A 21,869-nucleotide genomic window follows, 5' to 3' on the forward strand; every position below is an offset into this window, starting at 1 on the left:
ATGGAAAAAATTATCCTCTTTGCCCCACTGTTGGGTGCTATTATTGGCGGCTTTGGCTGGCGGATCATTGGCGAAAAAAACGCACAGTATCTAACCACTGGGTTGTTGATGTTGGCGGCTTTGTTGTCGTGGGTTGTGTTTTTCACTTTTGATGGCACGATACAGCACGTTGAATTGTTCCGCTGGATTGAAAGCGGCGAGTTGTCCACAACTTGGGGCATTCGTGTCGACCGCTTGACTGCGATTATGTTCATTGTAATCAATACTGTATCTGCATTGGTTCACCTGTACTCTTTCGGTTACATGGCGCATGACGAGAACTTCTCGGATGCTGAACCCTACCGCGCACGGTTCTTTGCCTACCTATCGTTCTTTACCTTCTCTATGCTGATGCTGGTGACCTCTGACAACTTGGTACAGATGTTCTTTGGTTGGGAAGGCGTGGGCGTTGCCTCGTACTTGCTGATTGGCTTCTACTTTAAAAAGCCATCTGCGGGTGCTGCGTCGATGAAAGCGTTCATCGTTAACCGTGTGGGTGACTTTGGGTTCGCGCTTGGTATCTTTGGCCTGTTCTACCTGACCGGCTCCATCGACATGGATGTGGTTTTTGCAAAAGCGCCTGAATTGGCGAACACACAGCTGCATTTCTTGTGGACTGAATGGAACGCGGCGAACTTGTTGGCATTCCTCTTGTTTGTCGGCGCGATGGGTAAATCTGCTCAGCTCTTCTTACACACATGGTTGCCCGACGCGATGGAAGGCCCGACACCTGTGTCCGCCTTGATCCACGCCGCGACCATGGTGACAGCGGGTGTGTTTTTGGTGGCACGCATGTCGCCTTTGTTCGAATACGCGCCACAAGCACAGACCTTTATTGTCTACATCGGTGCGTCCACAGCGTTCTTTGCCGCGACTGTCGGCTTGGTTCAAAACGACATCAAACGTGTGATCGCATACTCAACCTGTTCACAGCTTGGCTACATGTTTGTGGCTGTCGGTGTTGGCGCTTACGGTCCTGCGATGTTCCACCTTTTGACGCACGCTTTCTTTAAAGCGATGTTGTTCTTGGGCGCGGGGTCTGTGATCCACGCAATGCACCACGAACAAGATATGCGCAACTACGGTGGACTGCGCAAAAAAATCCCGGCCACATACTGGGCGATGATGATCGGTACGTTGGCCATCACAGGTGTTGGTATTCCGTTCACACATCTGGGTTTTGCGGGCTTCTTTTCAAAAGATGCGATCATCGAAAGCGCTTATGCTTCTGGTGTTGGATATGCTTTCTGGATGCTGGTTATCGCGGCCTTGTTCACGTCGTTCTACTCATGGCGTTTGATTTTCTTGACCTTCTACGGTCAAGCGCGCGGCGACAAACATACGCATGATCACGCACATGAAAGCCCTAAAGTGATGCTGATCCCATTGGCTGTTTTGGCCTTGGGTGCGGTGTTCTCTGGTATGATTTGGTACGGGTCGTTCTTTGGTGATCACGACAAGCACAATGAATTCTTTGGCATCCCAGCACATCACGCTGAAGCCGCAGAAGGGCATGGCACGGTTGAAGCACATGAAGATGTCGCAACGACGGATCATGGGGCAGCAATTCTTGCAGAAGATCACGGGGCAGAACATGGCGCCGCTGCGGATCACGGTGTTGACATGATGGTGCTTGAAGCACCGCAGGGCGCGATCTTTGTTGCCGCTGACAACACGATCTTGGACGACGCGCACCACGTGCCGAACTGGGTGAAATTGTCACCGTTCATTGCTATGGTTATCGGCTTTATCACGGCTTGGGTGTTCTATATTCGCAAGCCAGATTTGCCGCGCAAATTGGCCGAAGATCAGCAACCTTTGTATCAGTTCTTGTTGAACAAATGGTACTTTGATGAGCTGTACAACGCGATCTTTATAAAACCCACTTTGGCTTTGGGGCGGTTCTTGTGGCAGCGTGGCGATGTGAAAACCATCGACGGCGCTATCAACGGACTTGCCCTTGGCATCGTTCCTTTCTTCACACGGCTTGCGGGTCGTTTGCAGTCTGGCTTTATCTTTACTTACGCATTCGCGATGGTTCTGGGGGTTGTCGTTTTGATCACCTGGATGACGATCGGCGGAGGGGCTCACTGATGGATTACGTCCTTTCCTTTATCACCTTCCTTCCGGCTGTAGCGGCCTTGGTTCTGACGCTGTTTTTGCGCGGGGACGACGAGGTGGCGCAACTCAACGCAAAACGGCTGGCGCTGTTTGCAACGGTGATCACATTCTTGGTGTCGCTGTTTGTTATTGCACAGTTTGACCCGTCAAACACAGGCTTCCAAATGGTCGAACAGGCCGATTGGATCATGGGTCTGCAGTACAAAATGGGCGTGGACGGGATTTCGGTTCTGTTCGTGATGCTCACAACATTCCTTATGCCGCTGGTGATCTGGTCGACATGGGACATGAAAGTACGCGTTAAAGAATACATGATTGCGTTCTTGTTGCTTGAAACACTGATGCTCGGCGTGTTCTGTGCGCTTGACTTGATGTTGTTCTACGTCTTCTTTGAAGCTGGCCTGATCCCGATGTTCTTGATCATCGGCATCTGGGGCGGCGCGAACCGCATCTATGCGTCGTTCAAATTCTTCCTCTACACGTTCTTTGGGTCTGTTCTTATGTTGGTCGCGATGATCGCGATGTACATGGATGCAGGCACGACAGACATCGTCGCATTGATGGCGCATGATTTCTCAACCGAGACCTTCAGCCTGCTTGGTATTCAAGTTGTTGGCGGATTGCAGATGCTTGCTTTCCTCGCCTTCTTCGCCTCATTCGCGGTGAAAATGCCGATGTGGCCTGTCCACACGTGGTTGCCAGACGCGCACGTTCAAGCGCCGACGGCTGGTTCAGTTGTGCTTGCTGCGATCTTGCTCAAAATGGGCGGCTACGGGTTCTTGCGCTTCTCGATCCCAATGTTCCCTGTGGCCTCGCACATGATGGCCGATATCATCCTTTGGATGTCTGCAATCGCGATTGTCTACACCTCGCTTGTTGCTCTGGTGCAAAGCGATATGAAAAAGCTTATCGCTTATTCATCCATCGCGCACATGGGGTATGTGACGGCTGGTATTTTCTCGCTCAATCAACAAGGGGTTGATGGCGCGATCTTCCAAATGATCTCACACGGGTTTATTTCTGGCGCATTGTTCCTCAGCGTTGGTGTGATTTATGATCGGATGCACACCCGCGAAATTGATGCCTACGGTGGTCTTGTAAACCGGATGCCTGCCTATGCGCTTGTGTTTATGTTCTTCACCATGGCCAACGTCGGCCTTCCCGGCACCTCTGGTTTCGTTGGCGAATTCTTGACCTTGATGGGCATGTTCCAAGCCAACACTTGGGTGGCTATGATCGCGACAACGGGTGTGATTTTCTCTGCCGCTTACGCTTTGTGGCTCTACCGCCGCGTTGTGTTGGGCGAGTTGATTAAAGAAAGCCTCAAGACAATCCAAGATCTCACACCGCGTGAAAAATGGATCATTGCGCCACTGGTTGCGATGACCTTGATCCTTGGGATTTATCCCGCATTGGTCACTGACCTCATTGGGCCCTCGGTCGAGGCGCTCTTGAACAACTATAACGCTGCATTGCCGACAGAAACTGTCGCCGCAGCCGTAACCCACTAAGGAGCCGCGATCATGACTTCAGCTGATTTTTCGATCGTCCTTCCAGAGTTCCTTCTGGCCGTTTATGCCCTCGCGGCGCTGCTTTTTGCTGTCTACACTGGCAAAGACAAAACTGCGGGGTTGATCACGTGGCTCACAGCGGGCGCTTTTGTTGTGGTCGCCGCGATCATCGCATCTCGCGTTGCCGGCGCGCAGACCGCGTTCAACGGTATGTTTGTTGACGATGCCTTTGCGCGCTTTGCCAAGATTGGCATTTTGCTGGCGGGGGCGACCGTTTTAGTGATGTCGCAAGACTACATGAAAAAGCTCGATCTGCTCAAATTTGAGTTCCCGATCATCGTGGCTTTGTCGACCATCGGTATGATGGTTATGGTGTCTGCGGGTGATCTGATGGCGCTCTACATGGGGCTCGAACTGATGTCTCTGGCGCTCTATGTGCTGGCTTCATTTCGCCGCGACTCTGTGCGGTCCTCAGAAGCTGGCCTGAAATACTTTGTGCTTGGGTCCTTGTCTTCTGGCCTTTTGCTTTACGGTGCATCGCTGACCTACGGTTTTGCAGGCACAACAAACTTTGCCGGTATCTTGGCTGTCGTAAAAGATGGCGCGCCTTTGGGGGTTTTGTTCGGCCTGGTGTTTATGATCACAGGCATGGCGTTTAAAGTGTCTGCCGTGCCTTTCCACATGTGGACGCCTGACGTTTACGAGGGCGCACCGACACCTGTCACAGCGTTCTTTGCAACAGCCCCTAAACTAGCTGCCATGGCATTGTTTGCCCGTGTTTTGCATGATGCATTTGGCGGTATTTCCAGCGATTGGTCACAGGTTGTGGCCTTGATTGCAGTGGCATCTATGTTCCTTGGCGCCCTCGCAGGGATCGGCCAAACCAACATTAAACGTCTGATGGCTTACTCATCGATTTCCCACATGGGGTTCGCATTGATCGGTGTGGCGTCTGGTACTGTTGGCGGCGTTCAAGCGGCGCTGATCTATATGGCTATCTACATTGTTATGAACATCGGCACATTCGCCTTTATCATGACGATGCAACGTGATGGTCAGCCTGTCACAAAAATCAAAGCCCTCAATGGCTACTGGAAAGTCAGCCCGCCCAAAGCTTTGGCTGTGTTGTTCTTGATGTTCTCCATGGCGGGTGTGCCACCAATGGTTGGGTTCTTTGGTAAACTTGCAGTGCTGCAAGCTGCCGTTGCCGCCGACATGACATGGCTTGCGACAGCTGGTGTGGTCGCATCTGTGATCGGCGCATTCTACTATCTGCGTGTGGTCTACTACATCTTCTTTGGTAGCGATGTGGAACCTCTCGACAAAACCAAAGGCGGCGTGGCCAACTTTGTGGTCTTGATCGCTGGCGTGGTCATGCTGGTTGGTATCGTCAACCTGTTTGGTATCGATACATATGCAATGACAGCGGCTGAGGCCCTTGTCCGATAATCCGCAAAACTGGCCTGATGGGGTAGGGCGCACAGTTCTGCTTCAAACGGACAGCACAATGAAAGAGGCCGCGCGTGTCGCGGCCTCCTCAGCATTCACGCAGTGGATTTTGACCTTGGATCAAACCGCGGGGCATGGTCGTCGTGGCCGCCCTTGGACTATGCCAAAAGGCAATTTTGCCGCTACGCTTTTGATGTTCCCCAATGAACCACCTCAACAAATTGCTTTGCGATCTTTCGTCGCGTCTTTGGCGCTGTTCGATGCCGTTACAGAGGTGACAGGGCGTGCCGATGCTTTGGCGTTGAAGTGGCCCAATGATGTGTTGCTCAATGGCGGTAAGTTTGCGGGCATTTTGTTAGAACGTGGCGCAAATCATCTGTCCATCGGCATTGGTGCAAACCTTGCGGCCGCACCGATGGCATCTGATGTGGAACCTAGCCCCTTTCCCCCGGTGGCTTTGGTCGACGAGATGGGTACACGCGTGACACCCGAAGCGTTTCTTGATGTGCTCGCACCTAACTATGCCAAATGGGAAACCCAGTTCACCACGTATGGATTTGAGCCTATTCGCACCGCTTGGCTTGCACGGGCGGCTAAATTGGGTGAACCTATTCGAGCGCGCACCACAAAAGACGAACACTATGGCACGTTTGAGGATGTCGATAGCAACGGCAACCTTGTGCTGCGCCAGTCCAAGGGCACGCTTTCAATTCCCGCAGCAGAGGTCTTTTTCTAATGCTTCTATGTATCGACACAGGCAATACAAACACCGTGTTTTCCATTTGGGACGGCACTGATTTTATTGCCACATGGCGCACCTCGACCGAGGTTCAGCGCACAGCCGATCAGTATTATGTCTGGTTGTCGACCTTGATGAATTTTCAAAAGATCGAAGCCGATATCACCGAGGTGATCATCTCATCCACAGTGCCGCGCGTTGTATTCAACCTGCGTGTCTTTGCAAACAGATACTTTGATTGCAGACCTTTGGTGGTTGGCAAGCCTGAGTGCCTTTTGCCGATAGACGCGCGCGTGGATGTGGGCACCATTGTGGGGCCAGACCGTTTGGTTAATTCGGCTGCTGCCTTTGACAAGTTCGGTGGCGATTTGATCGTTGTGGACTTTGGCACCGCCACCACATTTGATGTTGTGGCGCATGACGGTGCCTATGTGGGCGGGGTGATTTCGCCCGGTGTGAACACATCGCTGGAAAGTCTACACCTGAAAGCGGCCGCCTTGCCCCATGTGGATGTGACAATGCCTGACAAGGTGATCGGCACCAACACTGTCGCTTGTATGCAATCCGGTGTATTCTGGGGGTATGTCGGCTTGATCCGTGAGACATGTAACAGGATCAAAGACGAATATGGCCGCCCCATGCGGGTGATTGCGACAGGCGGGCTTGCGCCGCTCTTCAATCAGGGCCACAAGCTCTTTGACGAATTCGATGAATTCCTAACCATTCATGGCCTCGTGGTCATCCATCAATATAACAAGGACCAAGGCAACTTATGAGTACCAATCGTCTATTATACCTGCCGCTTGGCGGCGCTGGCGAAATCGGCATGAACTGCTACGTTTACGGCTACGGGCCCGTGGGCAAAGAGCGCTACATTGTTGTCGATCTTGGCGTGACATTCCCCGATATGGATGGCACCCCTGGCGTCGATCTGATTTTCGCAGATATCGCATGGCTGGAAGAGCGCAAAGACCGCATTGATGCGATCTACATCACCCACGCACACGAAGATCACGTGGGCGCAGTTGGCCACCTGTGGCCTCGTTTGGGCGCGCCTATTTATGCGCGTAAATTCACATCGCATCTGGCGCGTCTCAAGTTTGAAGAGCACGGCTTGGATGTGAAAAAAGTTATCACAGTGGGCGCGTGGCCTGAGCAGACCAAAACAGGTCCGTTCACGGTTGGCTTCTTGCCTGTGTCGCACTCGATCCCTGAAAGCTCTGCTTTGATCATCGACACGCCTGAGGGGCGCATCATTCACACGGGCGATTTCAAAGTCGACCGTACGCCTCTTGTAGGCGAAGCTTTTGACGACGATCTGTGGGCAGATGTGTCCAAAGACGGCGTGATCGCGCTTGTGTGCGATTCCACCAACGTGTTCAGCCCCAACGCTGGCCGGTCTGAGGCCGAAGTTGTCGAGCCGCTCACACAGTTGATGAAAGACCTGCCGGGTCTCGTTGCTGCGACGACATTTGCATCGAACGTCGCGCGCGTGAAAACACTGGCAGAAGCTGGCGTCAAAGCGGGCCGCTCTGTTGTGCTGATGGGCCGCGCGATGCGCCGTATGGTTACCGCTGGCATCGAGACTGGCGTGATCACAGATTTCCCAACAACTTTGCCACCAGACAAAGCCGGCGAAGTGCCACGCGAAAACTTGTTGTTGTTGACGACTGGCTCGCAAGGCGAACGTCGCGCAGCCACAGCGCAATTGTCACGCGGCAAGTATCTGGGCATGAAATTGGTCGAAGGCGACACTGTCATCTTCTCGTCCAAAACCATCCCCGGCAACGAAAACTCCGTTAGCCGTATCGTCAACGCATTCTCTGAAATGGGCGTTGATGTGGTCACGGATTCCGATGGCCTGTACCACGTGTCTGGCCACGCCAACCGCCCTGACATTGCGCATGTGCACAACGTTGTAAAACCCAATTTGGTCATTCCAATGCACGGCGAACACCGTCACCTGCGCGCCCATGCCAAATTGGCCGAAGACAACGGTTACAAGGCAATCATCGCGCCGAATGGCACGGGGGTGAACCTTGCCGGTGGCAAGATCAAGGTTGTGGAATTTGTCGAAACTGGCCGCACGTATTTGGATGGCTCTGTTCAAATCGGCGCAATGGACGGTGTCGTGCGTGACCGTATTCGCATGGCTCTGAACGGTCTTGTAGTCACAACCGTGATCATCGAAGACAATGCGCCTTTGGGCGATTGCTGGTGCGAAATCAAAGGCCTGCCAGAAACTGGTCGTTCAAAAGCGCCGCTCGTGGATGTACTTGAAGAAGATCTCAACCAGTTCCTCATGCGCGCCAATAAGAAAACGATGGTGGATGATGATAAGATCGAAGAAGAGATGCGCCGCATCATTCGTCGTTCCACGCAAAATGAAATTGGCAAAAAGCCAGAAGTCCAAGTTGTGATTTCACGCCTGTCAAACTGATCATCGTTTAAAGGCAACAAATTTTGAATGGAGGCGGGGAAACCTGCCTCCATTTTTTGTGCGCGGGGGCAAGCCATAATTTGATGATCGCGTCATAAATATAGTCAGGATGAAACGACAAAGCCCGGCCAAATTGACCGGGCTTTTGAAATTATTTTAAAGGTTCAAGCCAATGCTTGAGGCGGCGTTTTAGCTGCCAAACCGTTCTTCAAAGCTCAGCGCGATGAAGGTTGGTAGATGATCGCCAAGTCCAACGACTGTGTTTTTCTCTTCACGACCATACCGTCCACGACCACGGCCACCGGAATTGCGATTGTTGTCGCGATCATTGGTGTGGCGGTCCGTATTCGAATTGCGCTCGTTTACAGGACGCTCGTTTACAGGGCGATCATTTGAAGTTTGATCACTGGTGTTACGATCACTGGCGCTGCGGTCGTTGGCATTGCGATCAGTTGTGTTGTTATCGCCGTTACCGTCGTTATTAGAGCGACCACCACGGCTTCTGCCGCGTCCACGCGCTGCTGGGCGTTCTGATGTGTTATCTGTTTTCTCAACAGGAGCGGCAGCTTGAGCCACATCGTTGTCAGTCGTTTCCGCTGGTTGAGATGCTGGTGCTGGCGTGACTTGCGCAGTCGCGTCCACTGGCGCGGCTTGATCTGCAGTAACCGCTTTATCAGCCGCAGGTTTGCGACGTGATCGTGTACGTGTGCGCTTTGGTTTTTCCGCTGGCGTGTCTTCACCAGATGGCGCATCTGCTGCTTTTGCAGGCTCAGACTTAACTGGTTCGGGTTTAGCAGGGGCTGCCTCTTCCGCCACAGGATTGCCAAACGGGTTATCAAGACGCGGAATTTTATTGCCCAAAAGGCGTTCTACGTCTTCAAAGTTTTTCTCATCACGTGGCTCGCACAACATGATCGCTTTGCCATCACGGCCCGCGCGACCTGTCCGACCAATACGGTGGATGTAGTCTTCGGGGTGGCCCGGTACGTCAAAGTTGAACACGTGGGTCACGGATGGCACATCAAGACCGCGTGCGGCGACGTCTGACGCCACAAGGATTTTGATTTCGCCATTGCGGAACCGTTCAAGCGTCGCATTGCGTTGGGATTGATCCAAATCACCGTGAATAGGCGCAGTGTCAAAACCGTATTTTTTCATAGACTTGGCAACGATATCGACATCAGTTTTGCGGTTGCAAAAGATGATCGCGTTATCAAGTGTCTCGCCTTCTTGTTCGATCAAAGCACGCAAAAGCTTGCGTTTCTCAGTTGCCGTGCGATCCTTGCGTGAGCCTTTGATCATGACAACATGCTGTTCGATCTGCTCAGAGGCGGATGCCTGACGTGCAATTTCAATGCGGGCAGGGGCAGACAAGAACGTGTTGGTGATGCGCTCAATTTCAGGGGCCATCGTGGCCGAGAAAAACAGCGTTTGGCGCGTGAACGGTGTCAGACCAAAGATGCGTTCGATGTCTGGGATAAACCCCATGTCGAGCATCCGGTCAGCTTCGTCCACGACCATGATTTTCACATCGGTCAAAATCAATTTGCCACGTTCAAAATGGTCGAGCAGACGGCCTGGTGTGGCAATCAAAACGTCGACGCCTTTGTCGATCAGACGGTCTTGTTCTTTGAACGACACGCCACCGATCAACAGAGCTTTGGTGAGCTTGTGATACTTGGTGTAGGTGTCAAAATTTTCTGCAACCTGCGCGGCCAATTCGCGTGTCGGACACAGCACCAAAGAACGTGGCATCCGTGCGCGTGCGCGGCCTCGTGCAAGGCGTGTGATCATTGGCAATGTGAAAGAAGCGGTCTTGCCTGTCCCCGTTTGAGCGATGCCCAAAACGTCTTTGCCCTCAAGTGCGGGGGGAATCGCCCCTGCTTGAATTGGTGTTGGCTCTGTATAGCCAGCATCTTCAATTGCTTTGAGAACCTTTTTATCAAGGTTGAGATCCGTGAATTTTATCATGTATATCCGTGTTCTCACGGACATATCTAAGCCCGCGGCGTCAACTGGGGTTACCGGTCTCGTGACCACCTCGCGCATCGAGGTCCCTAAATCGTGGACTTCATTACTCTGATATGGGCGAAAGGTCAATGAAACCCTAGATGTATGGTCAAATGGGATTATATTTTGCAACAAATGGGGTGCGTTCGTGCAAATTGGTGACAGATTTGATCCAACGACGTGTCACTATCAGGAAAATATCGGACCATAGGCTGGCAATACGTCCGTCATCGCAAAGCAGATTCGCGTGAGTGACTGCTTGGCCTTAGAGGGGCTTAAAGGTCCACCAGCACAGCATTTTCCAGCACAGCGCTTTGCCATGTGGTTGTGTCGCGTACGGCAGACAGGTTGCCCTGCACTGTGATCCGAGCGCCGTCTTCAAAGCCAATCAAAGGCTGGGACAGTTTCACTTGCAAAGACGTGCCATGATCGGCACCGCCACACAACGGACAGGTGCCCATATCCGAGACCAAAATCAATTCGCTGATCGCATCTCCGGGGGTCAATGGCATGGCGTACCCGGTGATTTTCAACGCGCGAATGCCGTCTTCAAGCTGTTTGGGAAAGGTCTTTTTAACTTCGTAACTTGTGTCTGTGACGATCTCGTCGACCTGTACATCGCCCAGCAATGCCCAGACATCTGTTTGCGCCAAAGCGGGCAGAGCCATGGTCGTTGTCGCGCCGAATACGGCAGAGAAAACAGAGACAGGAAGCGTGCGCATTGCAAAACCTTTCGCAAAGTAAATCATCTTGGTGCAGATAGTCTCATCGATATGTCAGGCGGTCCACAGACAAAAAGACCCGCGCCAAAAAATGGGCGGGTCCTTGCCAAAAGCGGCGTCAGGTCATTGAAAAGCGCTGATTAAACCATCAATTCGCGTGTCGCAGACAATGTTAATTCGGGATAGTCGCGCTGAACGCGGTCGATGTCCCATTGTAGGCGCGTCATGTAAACGATGTCGCCGTTGTGGTCGTGCGAAATGTGCTGCTGGTTGATGCTGACAAAGGCGTCGACTTTGTCTTTTGGTCCCGTGACCCAGCGCGCAGATGTGAACTGAGATTGGCCAAATCTGACGGGCAAGCCGTATTCCAACTCGATGCGTGAGGCCAAGACCTCAAACTGCAACGCGCCGACAACGCCAACAATAAAGCCAGACCCGATCGCGGGTTTGAACACTTTGGCGGCACCTTCTTCTGCAAATTGCATCAGAGCTTTTTCCAAGTGTTTCGATTTCATTGGATCGCCAGCGCGCACCGATTGCAACAGCTCTGGCGCGAACGATGGAATGCCAGTGACACGAATGTCTTCGCCCTCGGTCAATGTGTCGCCGATGCGCAATTGGCCGTGGTTGGGTATGCCGATGATATCGCCTGCCCATGCTTCTTCGGCCAATTCGCGGTCCGAGGCCAAAAACAGCACAGGGTTCGAGATGGCCATTTGTTTTTTCGAGCGCACATGGGTCAGTTTCATACCACGTTTGAAATGCCCAGATGCCATGCGCACAAAAGCAACGCGGTCGCGGTGCTTGGGGTCCATGTTGGCTTGCACTTTAAACACAAAGCCCATGACCTTTTTCTCGTCTGGCGAGATAGACCGTGGTTGCGCTGTTTGCACTTGGGGCAGGGGGCCGTAGTCGCCCATGCCGTCCATCAACTCTTTGACGCCAAAGGAATTGATCGCAGAGCCAAACCAAATCGGGGTCATTGACCCTTCGAGAAATGCGTCTCGGTCAAAGGCGGGCAACAATTCGCGCGCCATTTCCAATTCTTCTTTGAGCTGCTCCAGCAGTTCGGCTGGCACGTGTTCCGCCAAGCGGGGATCATCCAACCCATCGATTTTTACACTTTCCGCCACTTTGTTGCGGTCGGCGCGGTCCATCAATTCAAGACGGTCATTTAAGATGTCGTAACAGCCTACAAAATCACGACCCACGCCAATGGGCCAAGAGGCAGGCGTGACATCAATCGCCAGATTTTCTTGAATTTCATCAATAATTTCAAATGTATCGCGGCTTTCGCGGTCCATTTTATTACAGAACGTCAAAATCGGCAAATCGCGCATCCGGCAGACTTCAAACAGCTTTTGCGTTTGGCTTTCAACACCTTTTGCGCCGTCAATCACCATGATCGCAGCGTCCACAGCGGTCAGCGTGCGATACGTGTCTTCGGAAAAGTCCGAGTGACCGGGGGTGTCGACAAGATTGAAACGGTATTTGCCAAAATCAAACGACATGGCAGAGGCCGATACCGAAATTCCGCGGTCTTTTTCCATCTGCATAAAGTCAGATCGCGTGCGTCGTGCTTCGCCTTTTGCGCGCACCTGACCCGCCATCTGAATCGCTCCGCCATACAGCAAGAACTTTTCAGTCAGCGTGGTTTTCCCAGCATCAGGGTGCGAAATAATCGCAAAGGTGCGCCGACGTGCAATTTCGTCGGGCAAATCAAGGGCGGTATGTGAAGCGTTTGACATGGGCGTGTCTATAGCGGGGCGTGCGGGCTGCGGCAATGGGTTTGCTGACCGCTTGACTGTGTGCCACTGCGCTTTGTGTTTGGTTTGGTGAAAACACGTCGCTAAAGAGCGTCGCTTACGTTCCCGAGGCCGCGCGCAACAGGTTGGCCGCATCTTCTGGGGCAAGTGCGCCATCGGTGATTTCAAACGCGCGTGATTGTTCGTGAATATCGGTGACATTCGACATGCGCGCTTGGATGTCTTTGGGCAGGTAGGGTTTGACTTGGGTGTCCACAAACATGCTTTCAGCGGCTATACCTTCGGCGTAAATGATTTCATGTTTGTCGAACAAAAGCTGGTAGTATTCCACAAAGCCACCATCAGATTGCACAACTGACACGCCATTGACCAACAGTTTGGCTTTGACCAAAATCTCAGCGCGCTTCGCATGCACGCGATCCTTGCGCTGATAGATAAAGATGCGATGGTTCGGGCTGACGGTTAGGTCATTTTCGTTGTTCAAAGCGCCTTTTTTGATGATGATCGGCGCGAAAGATCCTGTGGCGCGCACAGTTTGCTGGCCAATCCAACGGATTTCGCGAGGGCCATTGTCGCGAGTCAAAATCCGATCACCTATATTGAGATCTTCGATTGGCTTTTGCATGCCATTGGCCATCGTAATCAATGTGCTACGGGTGAAGGAAACGCAGGACACTTCGGCCAAGCGCGCGCGCGGGGCATCTCGGTCCAGCATCACAGCAGCGTAATCTTGTTTTTCATGCAAGGCCGCGAGGGGTAAAATATAGGTCCCTTCGATCATGCCGGTGTCATCGGTTTCAATCAAAATCAAAACTTCAACAGTCGCTCCATCGGGCGCCATCAATGTGATCACGCAATCCAAGTGAATATCCGCACCGAGTTGACCAATATCAGAGCCTTCGGCGATACGAATAGCATCATCAAACACGTTCACAGCCAAGACCAGACGTTTGGCATTGGTTTCAAGCTGGTAGATATCCGCCAATTCGATTTCATCGGCTTGGGAAATGGCATCGCCAAAGTTAGCACCATTGTTCACGCGAAATGAGTCAGCGTGATACACAGGCAGGCTTTGAACCTGCAGCACTCCAGTGTTGAGGCTAATCTGCGATGGCGTTTTGAACATTGTTTCGATCATTCTAGGTCGATTCCGTGGTTTGGCAAATGCGATGCATCGGGGGATTTGTTGTTCCTACTAAGGAAACGCCGCACCAAGCATAATTTGCCACCACATGGGTATTCATATGCCTGAAATTGGCGTGAATGTATACAGTAAGAGGGGCTGACAAATCGATACCTTTCCCAAACATCATTGGAATCAGGTGTAGGTGTGAACAGTGGCGGGAATTTGGCGAGATTGGTGACACATTGCGTTCGTTTCCCAAAACAGGCGTCACAATCGTAAAAAATTGATAAATATTATGAAGTTGCGCTGGGTTTTTGAAACGCGTGCTGCGGGTACTGGCTGGGTGTTTTAAGCGCGTGCTTTATAAAAATTCATTGACCTCATTTGGTCCAAAGCACCGCGGTGTGCGACGATGCAATACCCGTAAATTCTGGGGCATGACACATGTCATTCCAGTCGCTACAAAGCCTTTAATCGATAATTTTATGCAAGCCTTCAGGAGGATAAACGATGGATCTTGGGATCAAAGGAAAGCGGGCACTTGTGTGTGCCTCATCCAAAGGATTGGGACGCGGATGTGCGGTTGCATTGGCTGAGGCTGGTGTGGACTTGGTACTGAACGCGCGCGGCGCTGAGGCGCTTGAGGCCACAGCGGCCGATATTCGCACCAAGTATAACGTGAATGTCGAAACGGTTGCGGCCGATGTCACATCCGAAGACGGTCGTGCCAAGGTGCTTGCCGTGGCTGGGCAGGTGGATATTCTTGTGACCAATGCGGGTGGGCCGCCCCCCGGCATGTGGACGGATTGGGATCGCGCCGATTTTATCGCAGCTCTTGATGCCAATATGCTCACGCCAATCGCGTTGATCAAAGCCTTGGTGCCCAGAATGATGGAACGCGGCTGGGGCCGTGTGGTCAATATCACATCTGTGTCTGTCAAAGCGCCTATTCCTGTGCTGGGTCTGTCAAATGCAGCACGCACAGGGCTTACGGGCTATGTCGCGGGCACATCTCGCCAAGTGGCGTCGCGTGGCGTGACCATCAACAACCTTTTACCAGGGTTGCATGACACAGACCGGATGATTTCACTCGATACCAATGCGTCTGAAACAACGGGCAAAAGTTTTGATGACATTCGTGCTGAAAAATGTGCGAGCATTCCTGCGGGCCGTTATGGCACTGCTGATGAATTCGGGGCGACATGCGCCTTTATATGTTCTCAACATGCGGGCTTTATGATCGGGCAAAATGTGCTTTTGGATGGCGGCGCAACTGTTTCAACGATGTAGGTCGCATAACCTTACCTCATGTGGCGGGGGCTGGATTTCGCGCGCCTGCCACATGCTCCGTATGTTTTAAGCAGAATGGCGGTCATAGGGTAAAGACGGGCAAGATGGTATTACAGACTGCATTTCGCGGGATGCGAGGGTATGAGCCCATTTTTCGATGTGATCGGCAAGGCGCGTCTTGCCGTTAAAGGCCTAGCAGTTGCTAAGATCGCTTGCGACTGCTAGGACGATCCAGACTTATAGTTTCAGTCGGATATCGCTCGTGAACGCCCAAAAAACCGCTCAAACATCTACCGTGCATCCGCGTTTAGAAATCCGCAATTTGCGCCGTACATTTCAAGGCCGCAATGTGGTTGATGATGTCTCGCTCGCAGTGATGCCGGGGCAGGTGACCTGTCTTTTGGGGCCATCAGGCTGCGGGAAATCCACAACCTTGCGGATGATTGCTGGCGTTGATATGCAAGACGCTGGCGAGATCTACGTCGATGGCGCCTTGGTGTGCGACACGGTGCACCGCGTGCCGCCTGAGGGGCGCTCTATCGGTTTGATGTTCCAAGATTTCGCGCTGTTCCCTCATCTGTCTGTCGCTGCGAATGTGGCGTTTGGGTTGAAAGGCTCTAAGGCTGAAAAACAAGCGCGCGTTGAAGAGTTGCTTGAAAAAGTTGATCTGTTGGGGGCGCTCAAAAAGTTCCCACATGAGCTGTCAGGTGGCGAACAACAACGCGTTGCGCTGGCCCGCGCTCTTGCGCCGCGTCCGTCCGTGATGTTGATGGATGAACCGTTTTCTGGGCTTGATGAACGCTTGAAAGATGACATTCGCGACAGCACTTTAGAGGTGCTCAAAGCCGAAGGTACAGCCGTTTTGTTGGTCACGCATGAGCCAGATGAAGCCATGCGCATGGCCGATGAAATCGCTTTGATGCGTGATGGAAAGATTGTGCAACAAGGCGCGCCTTACAATATATATAATGCCCCTGTTGACAAAAAGTCGGCAGCATTTTTTAGTGATATCAATGTAATAGGCGGCGAAGTTCAAGGGGCTTTGGTCTCTACTGCCTTTGGCGAATTTTTGTGTCCGGGCCATGCAGATGGCACGCCTGTTGAAATTGTTATTCGTCCTCAACATCTGCGGATTGATTTTGACCGCGCGGGGCGTGGCCCCAATCCCACCCCGCAAGACGGCACGCCTGCACGTGGCATCGTCGAACGCGCTCGGTTTATGGGGCGTGAAAGTTTGGTTGATTTTCGCATGGATTTTGACGGGTCAATTTTGCGTGCGACGGTCCCATCGGTGTTTTTGCCCAAACAGGGCACGCCGCTGTGGTTGATGCTGCGCCGTGAGCGCTGTTTCGTGTTTCCGCAGACCTAAGCTTGGCTTGCGGGCGTGTCTTTCGGGTCGATCTGTTCCAAATAATCTCGTAGTGTTTTGCCCACTTCATCTTGAAAGCTCGCGCCCGTGTCGATCAGTGTTTCAATCCGATCGACGCGAAACACACGAAACCCAGCACGCAATTCACACCACGCTGCCATTGTCCAAACGCGTCCCCAATATTCAAGTTGCAGTGGACGGACCAGCCGTGTCGTTTGTGTCTCATCCAGAGATAAGTAGCTCATACGAATAAGCTTTTTCTCGCGGACTGCATCGCGCAGCAACGGCATATGCTTAAATCCTGCTGCGGCGTCGGCAAAGGGATAGACCGCAAACCCCCAACCTGTGCTTGGCGGACCAGAGTTTTCGGGCAGCACAGCATCGATTTTAGCGGCCAGAGTTTGCGCAGATTTGGATAGCTCAGGGTCCGTGGCCTCGCCCAAAATGGCGACTGCCAAATGCAGCGCTTCCAATTCGCCCATGGTGAGATTCATCGGCGGTAGAGTGATCGGCGCTGTCACCATATAGCCAACACCGCGCTCGCCCTCGACGGGCACGCCAGAGGCACGCAGGGTGGCCATATCGCGCCAAATCGTGCGTTCAGATACCTCAAGTTTTTGGGACAAATCGCGTGCGGTATGCAGTTTGCCGTCCCGCATGATTTGAATGAGATCAAACAAACGGTCGCTGCGCCGTATTCCAGTTTGTTTGCGACCGCCTACCATAAATTATGTCGCCTGCGCGTTTATCAGCGTGTCATGGCGCATGGTGGCGGACTGTATATCGATCAACGCTAGCAGGGTCTCGGCCTTTGGTGCGCTGCTGATGGCTTTTGCTGCGGCTTGGGCTGCGTCCATGTTGGCCCACTGGACATGATCTAACCAAATCCCATCATCGCCAACAGGCAAGCGGCGCGAGATAAATCCCGTTTGACGCACTAAGAATGGTGTCATCGCATTTGATGCCTGAGCAACGGCTTGGGGATTGCCGCCCGCGAAGGAACGAAAAGTAACGGTTTCAACAATTTGAATGTTTTTCATCGTGGTCTCCGATTCGGATGTGGTCCTCGTTTGTGCATCCTGACAACTGACATAAACCTGTCAGTAGATAAAATCTAGCCCACCGCGCCGCGCCAATGTTGTGCATCAATGTGGTTTTGCGCATTTGGTGCTTTTCCTCGCCGAAATCCACGCTAATCCTAAAGCAGATGAATTTTTAAGCGGGCGCACAGTGCCTGCACACAGGAGAATGACTATGCTTAACAATATCGGTATTCCGGGCCTTCTGCTGATCGCTGTCGTGGTTTTGGTTCTATTTGGTCGTGGCAAAGTGTCTGGCCTTATGGGCGAAGTGGGCAAAGGCATCACTGCGTTCAAAAAGGGCGTTAACGATGGCACCAAAGAAATCGAAGACGAAGCTGCAGAGGCTGAAACTGAGGTCACAACAGACGTGACGGCACAAACCGAAAAAGACAAAGTTTAAACGCTTTTTGACTCTTAAGGCGTGGGCGGGACTGGGGAAGCCAGATCGGCCCACCGCCTGTGTGTCGTTTTCTGTTTGGCGTTTTTGAAAGGCGGCTCAACATGTTTGACATCGGTATGTCCGAACTTCTGATTGTCGGGATTGTGGCTCTTATTGTGGTCGGGCCCAAAGATCTTCCGGGTATGTTTCGCACGCTTGGTCGGTTCACGGCCAAGATCAAAGCGATGAGCCGTGAGTTCACTCGCGCGATGGAAAACGCCGCTGATGAGGCGGGTGTGAATGAGATCAAAGACGGGTTGAACGCTGCCGCAAATCCTAAAAAGTTTGGGCTGGATAAGCTCAAAGACGCCGCATCTGATTTCGAAAATTGGGATCCGATGAAAAAGGATACGCCCAAAGCGCCAACCCAAGCGGTCATGACCGAAGACCGGGCGGCTGTGGCCAAAAAAATCAGTGACAGCGCTGCCGCGAAAGCAACAGAACGCAAGGCATCTGAAGCAGCTGCTGAGGCGGCTCAAAGTGCGGCCCCCAAAGTGGCAGCACCAAAACCCGCTGCGAAAAAGCCAGCTGCTAAAAAAGCACCCGTTTCTAAAAAAACGCCAGCTGCGACAACGAAAGCGAAAGCCGCAAAGCCAGCGGCAAAAATCGCGCCGAAAAAAACAGCCCCTAAACCAGCCGCCAAAAAGCCGGCGGTAAAGAAAACACCCCCTGCTAAGACCAAGAAAGAAACCGACGTATGAGCCACACAGACACGCCCCTTGATGAGGTCGAAGACAGCTCAGCGCCTTTGATCGAACACCTGGCAGAACTGCGCACGCGGCTTATTCGCGCCGTTTTGGCCTTTTTCGTTGGTATGGTGATTTGCTTTGCGTTTGGCGGGGCCATTCTTGATTTCTTGCTGATGCCCATCGAGAAAACCATGCGCAATTTGGGCAACCCAAACCCTGTGATGCAATACACTGCACCGCAGGAATACTTTTTCACATTGATCCGTATTTCAATGGTCGGCGGCTTGATGTTATCGTTCCCTGTGATCGGCACCCAACTGTGGCGCTTTATTGCGCCCGGTCTGTACCGCAATGAAAAGAATGCGTTTTTGCCGTTTTTGATTGCGTCACCTGTGCTGTTTTTACTTGGTGCGGCCTTTGCGCATTACATCGTGGTGCCGCTGGCGATGGCGTTTTTCCTTGGGTTTGCCGACTTGCCATCGTTCATGGCAGCTTTGGTGGCGTCGGGCGGTGATCTTTCGGTCGCCTCTAACGATTCAGGCATCGATATCGTGTTCAACGGTAAGGTGAACGAAACACTTGATATTACACTGAAAATGATCGTCGCCTTTGGTCTGTGCTTTCAGCTGCCAGTGCTTTTGACCTTGATGGGAAAAGCTGGGCTGGCAACAGCGCATGGTCTGCGATCAACCCGTAAATATGCAGTCGTTGGCATTCTTGTGGTGGCCGCTTTGGTCACGCCACCTGATGTGACAACGCAGTTGATCTTATTCGTTGTGGTCTACGGCCTGTATGAAATCTCCATCTTCCTTGTGGCGCGTGTTGAGAAAAAACGCACAGCTGAATTGCGTGCCGCGGGTATTTTGGATGAAGATGAAGAGCTTTACCCAGAGTTCGACGACGAAGACGATAAATAGGATTTAACTATGTCGAGCAAGACTTTGAAACGGATCGCGGCGGCCTTGGATCGCATGGCCCCCGCACCACAATCTGCCCCTGATTTTGACGCCGCAGATGCCTTTGTGTGGCACACGGGACCAGACAGGTTAGAACCCGTCGCACAGGTGTCGCGGGTGGATGTGTCGCTTTTGGTGGGCATCAATAGATCACGCGATACGTTGCTGACCAACACGTTGCAATTTGCGCGGGGGCTGCCAGCCAACAACGCGCTTTTGTGGGGCGCGCGGGGCATGGGAAAATCGTCTTTGGTCAAGGCCGTGCACGCGTCTGTCTGCGACCAAGGTTTGCCGCTTAAAGTGGTGGAAATGCAGCGCGAAGACTTGCCCACGGTGTCGCGTTTGCTGGGGCACTTGCGCAGCTCAAAACATCGCTTTGTTTTGTTTTGTGACGATCTGTCGTTCAGTCATGATGACCAACATTACAAATCGCTCAAAGCGGTTCTGGATGGCGGGATCGAAGGGCGGCCCGACAATGTGCTGTTCTACGCCACGTCCAATCGTCGTCATTTAATGCCGCGCGATATGATTGAAAACGAACGTTCTTCTGGGATCAATCCGTCGGAAGCTGTTGAGGAAAAGGTGTCTTTGTCAGACCGATTTGGTTTGTGGCTTGGGTTCCACCCGTGCAGCCAAGACGACTATTTGGCGATGATCCGCGGCTATTGCACCGCGCATAACGTTGAGATTGATGACGATACTCTGCGGGCTGAAGCGATTGAATGGCAAGCCACACGTGGGTCACGCTCTGGCCGTGTTGCATGGCAATTTTTTGTGGATCTGGCTGGGCGCAAAGGTGTGTCTTTGTCTTAAAACATCAGCACATAGATATGAAAAAGCCGCTCCAAATGGGGCGGCTTTTTTTATGGCTTGGCCACTTGAATTTGGTTTAATTCAAGTAAGGTGACGGATCGACCGTTTGCGTGCCTTTGAAGACCATGAATTGCAACGCATTGAATTCATTTGCAGTTACTTTGGCGATGCTTTGGCCTTTTGAAACCTTGTCGCCTTTTTTGACGGACAGGTTGTCGATAAAGCTATAGGCTGTTTGCAACCCATCACCGTGATCAATCACCATAATCTGAACCCCGTCCGCATTGGTGGACACAAGTTTAACTGTGCCCGCTTTGGCCGCTTTCACAGTGGTGCCAGAGGGCGCAGAGAACAGCACGAACTTTGATTTCGCTTTGTCGTAATCGCGAATAATCGGACCTGAGACTGGCTTGGACATTTCAGAACTGGATGTCTGTGTCGCGCCCAAGTTTGGGGCAGGGGTGCTGGGTTTAACTGGCTCTGGTGTTGCTTCTTTGGCATCAGGCAGAGGTGTGGCGGCAGAGGGCGGTGTGGGTGTGGCGGTGCCCGCCCCAGGGGTAGTTTGTACTGGTTGCGCCGTGTTTTCTGCCGTTTTAACTGGGATCAACACATAGCGTCCTTCTTGCACCGCAAGGTCAGACCCTAGGCCATTCCAATCGGACAAGGCGCGCACAGACACACCGTATTTACGTGCGATTGAATAGGCTGTCTCGCCGCGTTGCACTTGGTGGCGCACAGGTTCTGTGGTGATAGTGGGCGCGTTTTTGACGGGGGCTGTGGCTGTTGATTGTGGCGCTGCAAGCGGCGTTTCAGACAGAGCTTCGTTCGCCAAAGAGGTCACGTCGATGCGCTCGCCAGAGGCGATTGTTCCCGTTGGAATGACGGCTCCACTGATCTGGCCTGCGGGGCGCGGCAATGCGATGACTTCGCCGCTGCGCAAGGCAACGCCGCTTGGAATGCCGTTGTATTTCGCCAATTCTGCGGCGGGCAGGCCGACGCGGCTGGCAACCATATCGATGGTATCGCCTTTGCGTGCCACCGCGACTTGGTAATTGGGATATGAGATCACGCCATTTGCATTTGGTTTTGGTTTGGCGGCTGTCTTTGCTTCTTGTGCGGCAGGGGCCGTGGAAAAGGCATCGGTCAATCCACGCAGATCAAAATCCAGTGGTTTGTCGCAGGCCGTGAGCGCCAAAGCCGCACAGCCACACAGTGCCAAACGGTGAAGGGTGCGCGGGTGGGCGACTGTCAATTTGGTAAATGTCATAGCTCGATCCTCAAATTTTCGGGTCATTGCCCGTATCGGGG

The 21,869-nt window shown here is 52.6% G+C and carries 19 protein-coding genes; 12 read left to right on the top strand and 7 right to left on the bottom strand.

Translation table 11 applies throughout. From position 1 onward, the window contains the following. Genes nuoL through BM025_RS08615 form a run of 6 tightly spaced genes read left to right on the top strand, consistent with a single transcriptional unit; the run spans position 1 to position 8,299 of the window. Positions 1-2,133 (top strand): NADH-quinone oxidoreductase subunit L, encoded by a 2,133-nt coding sequence (gene nuoL, locus BM025_RS08590; protein ID WP_085849281.1) that lies wholly within the window; start codon positions 1-3, stop codon positions 2,131-2,133. Next, complete coding sequence (locus BM025_RS08595; protein ID WP_085849280.1) at positions 2,133-3,671, top strand: NADH-quinone oxidoreductase subunit M; 1,539 nt, start codon at positions 2,133-2,135, stop codon at positions 3,669-3,671. The genes nuoL and BM025_RS08595 overlap by 1 nt, the downstream gene beginning before the upstream one ends. Before the next feature lie 12 nt (positions 3,672-3,683). Then, positions 3,684-5,120, top strand: a complete 1,437-nt coding sequence (nuoN, locus tag BM025_RS08600; protein WP_085849279.1) for an NADH-quinone oxidoreductase subunit NuoN — start codon at positions 3,684-3,686, stop codon at positions 5,118-5,120. Next, entirely contained in the window at positions 5,110-5,856 is a 747-nt protein-coding gene (locus BM025_RS08605) for a biotin--[acetyl-CoA-carboxylase] ligase (protein ID WP_280139344.1), read from the top strand. Before nuoN ends, BM025_RS08605 begins: the two co-directional genes overlap by 11 nt. After that, positions 5,856-6,635 carry a type III pantothenate kinase gene (locus BM025_RS08610; protein ID WP_085849277.1) on the top strand — a complete coding sequence of 260 codons (780 nt, stop codon included), beginning with the start codon at positions 5,856-5,858 and terminating at the stop codon, positions 6,633-6,635. Before BM025_RS08605 ends, BM025_RS08610 begins: the two co-directional genes overlap by 1 nt. Next, complete coding sequence (locus tag BM025_RS08615; protein WP_085849276.1) at positions 6,632-8,299, top strand: ribonuclease J; 1,668 nt, start codon at positions 6,632-6,634, stop codon at positions 8,297-8,299. The genes BM025_RS08610 and BM025_RS08615 overlap by 4 nt, the downstream gene beginning before the upstream one ends. A gap of 189 nt (positions 8,300-8,488) precedes the next feature. Here BM025_RS08615 and BM025_RS08620 read toward each other — a convergent pair whose 3' ends face one another. The 4 genes from BM025_RS08620 to BM025_RS08635 form a co-directional block, all read right to left on the bottom strand. After that, positions 8,489-10,270, bottom strand: a complete 1,782-nt coding sequence (locus tag BM025_RS08620) for a DEAD/DEAH box helicase (protein WP_085849275.1) — start codon at positions 10,268-10,270, stop codon at positions 8,489-8,491. Positions 10,271-10,584: 314 nt separating this feature from the next. Beyond that, positions 10,585-11,031: a hypothetical protein gene (locus tag BM025_RS08625; protein WP_085849448.1), complete on the bottom strand. Its 447-nt coding sequence runs from the start codon at positions 11,029-11,031 to the stop codon at positions 10,585-10,587. A gap of 140 nt (positions 11,032-11,171) precedes the next feature. Next, complete coding sequence (locus tag BM025_RS08630) at positions 11,172-12,779, bottom strand: peptide chain release factor 3 (protein WP_085849274.1); 1,608 nt, start codon at positions 12,777-12,779, stop codon at positions 11,172-11,174. Between the two features lie 115 nt (positions 12,780-12,894). Beyond that, positions 12,895-13,935, bottom strand: a complete 1,041-nt coding sequence (locus BM025_RS08635; protein WP_244515563.1) for a Hint domain-containing protein — start codon at positions 13,933-13,935, stop codon at positions 12,895-12,897. Positions 13,936-14,433: 498 nt separating this feature from the next. Here BM025_RS08635 and BM025_RS08640 point away from each other — a divergent pair, with 498 nt between their 5' ends. Next, a complete protein-coding gene (locus tag BM025_RS08640) occupies positions 14,434-15,213 on the top strand; it encodes an SDR family oxidoreductase (RefSeq protein WP_085849273.1) in 780 nt (259 codons plus the stop codon). Between the two features lie 262 nt (positions 15,214-15,475). Then, positions 15,476-16,582: an ABC transporter ATP-binding protein gene (locus BM025_RS08645; protein WP_085849272.1), complete on the top strand. Its 1,107-nt coding sequence runs from the start codon at positions 15,476-15,478 to the stop codon at positions 16,580-16,582. Here BM025_RS08645 and BM025_RS08650 read toward each other — a convergent pair. Together BM025_RS08650 and BM025_RS08655 are read right to left on the bottom strand one after the other, a co-directional pair. After that, positions 16,579-17,307: a helix-turn-helix transcriptional regulator gene (locus BM025_RS08650; RefSeq protein WP_244515565.1), complete on the bottom strand. Its 729-nt coding sequence runs from the start codon at positions 17,305-17,307 to the stop codon at positions 16,579-16,581. The genes BM025_RS08645 and BM025_RS08650 overlap by 4 nt on opposite strands. Positions 17,308-17,310: 3 nt before the next feature. After that, the gene (locus BM025_RS08655) at positions 17,311-17,622 is read right to left on the bottom strand and encodes a hypothetical protein (RefSeq protein ID WP_085849271.1); all 312 of its coding nucleotides are present in this window, start codon (positions 17,620-17,622) and stop codon (positions 17,311-17,313) included. A 214-nt stretch (positions 17,623-17,836) separates the two neighbouring features. Here BM025_RS08655 and BM025_RS08660 point away from each other — a divergent pair, with 214 nt between their 5' ends. The 4 genes from BM025_RS08660 (at position 17,837) to BM025_RS08675 (ending at position 20,561) form a co-directional block, all read left to right on the top strand. Continuing rightward, positions 17,837-18,064: a twin-arginine translocase TatA/TatE family subunit gene (locus BM025_RS08660; RefSeq protein WP_085849270.1), complete on the top strand. Its 228-nt coding sequence runs from the start codon at positions 17,837-17,839 to the stop codon at positions 18,062-18,064. A 101-nt stretch (positions 18,065-18,165) separates the two neighbouring features. Continuing rightward, complete coding sequence (gene tatB, locus BM025_RS08665; protein ID WP_085849269.1) at positions 18,166-18,804, top strand: Sec-independent protein translocase protein TatB; 639 nt, start codon at positions 18,166-18,168, stop codon at positions 18,802-18,804. After that, entirely contained in the window at positions 18,801-19,709 is a 909-nt protein-coding gene (gene tatC, locus BM025_RS08670) for a twin-arginine translocase subunit TatC (RefSeq protein ID WP_085849268.1), read from the top strand. Before tatB ends, tatC begins: the two co-directional genes overlap by 4 nt. 9 nt (positions 19,710-19,718) lie before the next feature. Continuing rightward, complete coding sequence (locus tag BM025_RS08675; RefSeq protein WP_085849267.1) at positions 19,719-20,561, top strand: ATP-binding protein; 843 nt, start codon at positions 19,719-19,721, stop codon at positions 20,559-20,561. A gap of 76 nt (positions 20,562-20,637) precedes the next feature. Here BM025_RS08675 and BM025_RS08680 read toward each other — a convergent pair whose 3' ends face one another. Further along, complete coding sequence (locus tag BM025_RS08680; RefSeq protein ID WP_085849266.1) at positions 20,638-21,828, bottom strand: M23 family metallopeptidase; 1,191 nt, start codon at positions 21,826-21,828, stop codon at positions 20,638-20,640. Positions 21,829-21,869 lie beyond the last annotated feature (41 nt).

Origin of the sequence: Pacificibacter marinus (assembly GCF_900109555.1) — a bacterium.
Taxonomy (GTDB): Bacteria; Pseudomonadota; Alphaproteobacteria; order Rhodobacterales; family Rhodobacteraceae; genus Celeribacter; species Celeribacter marinus_C.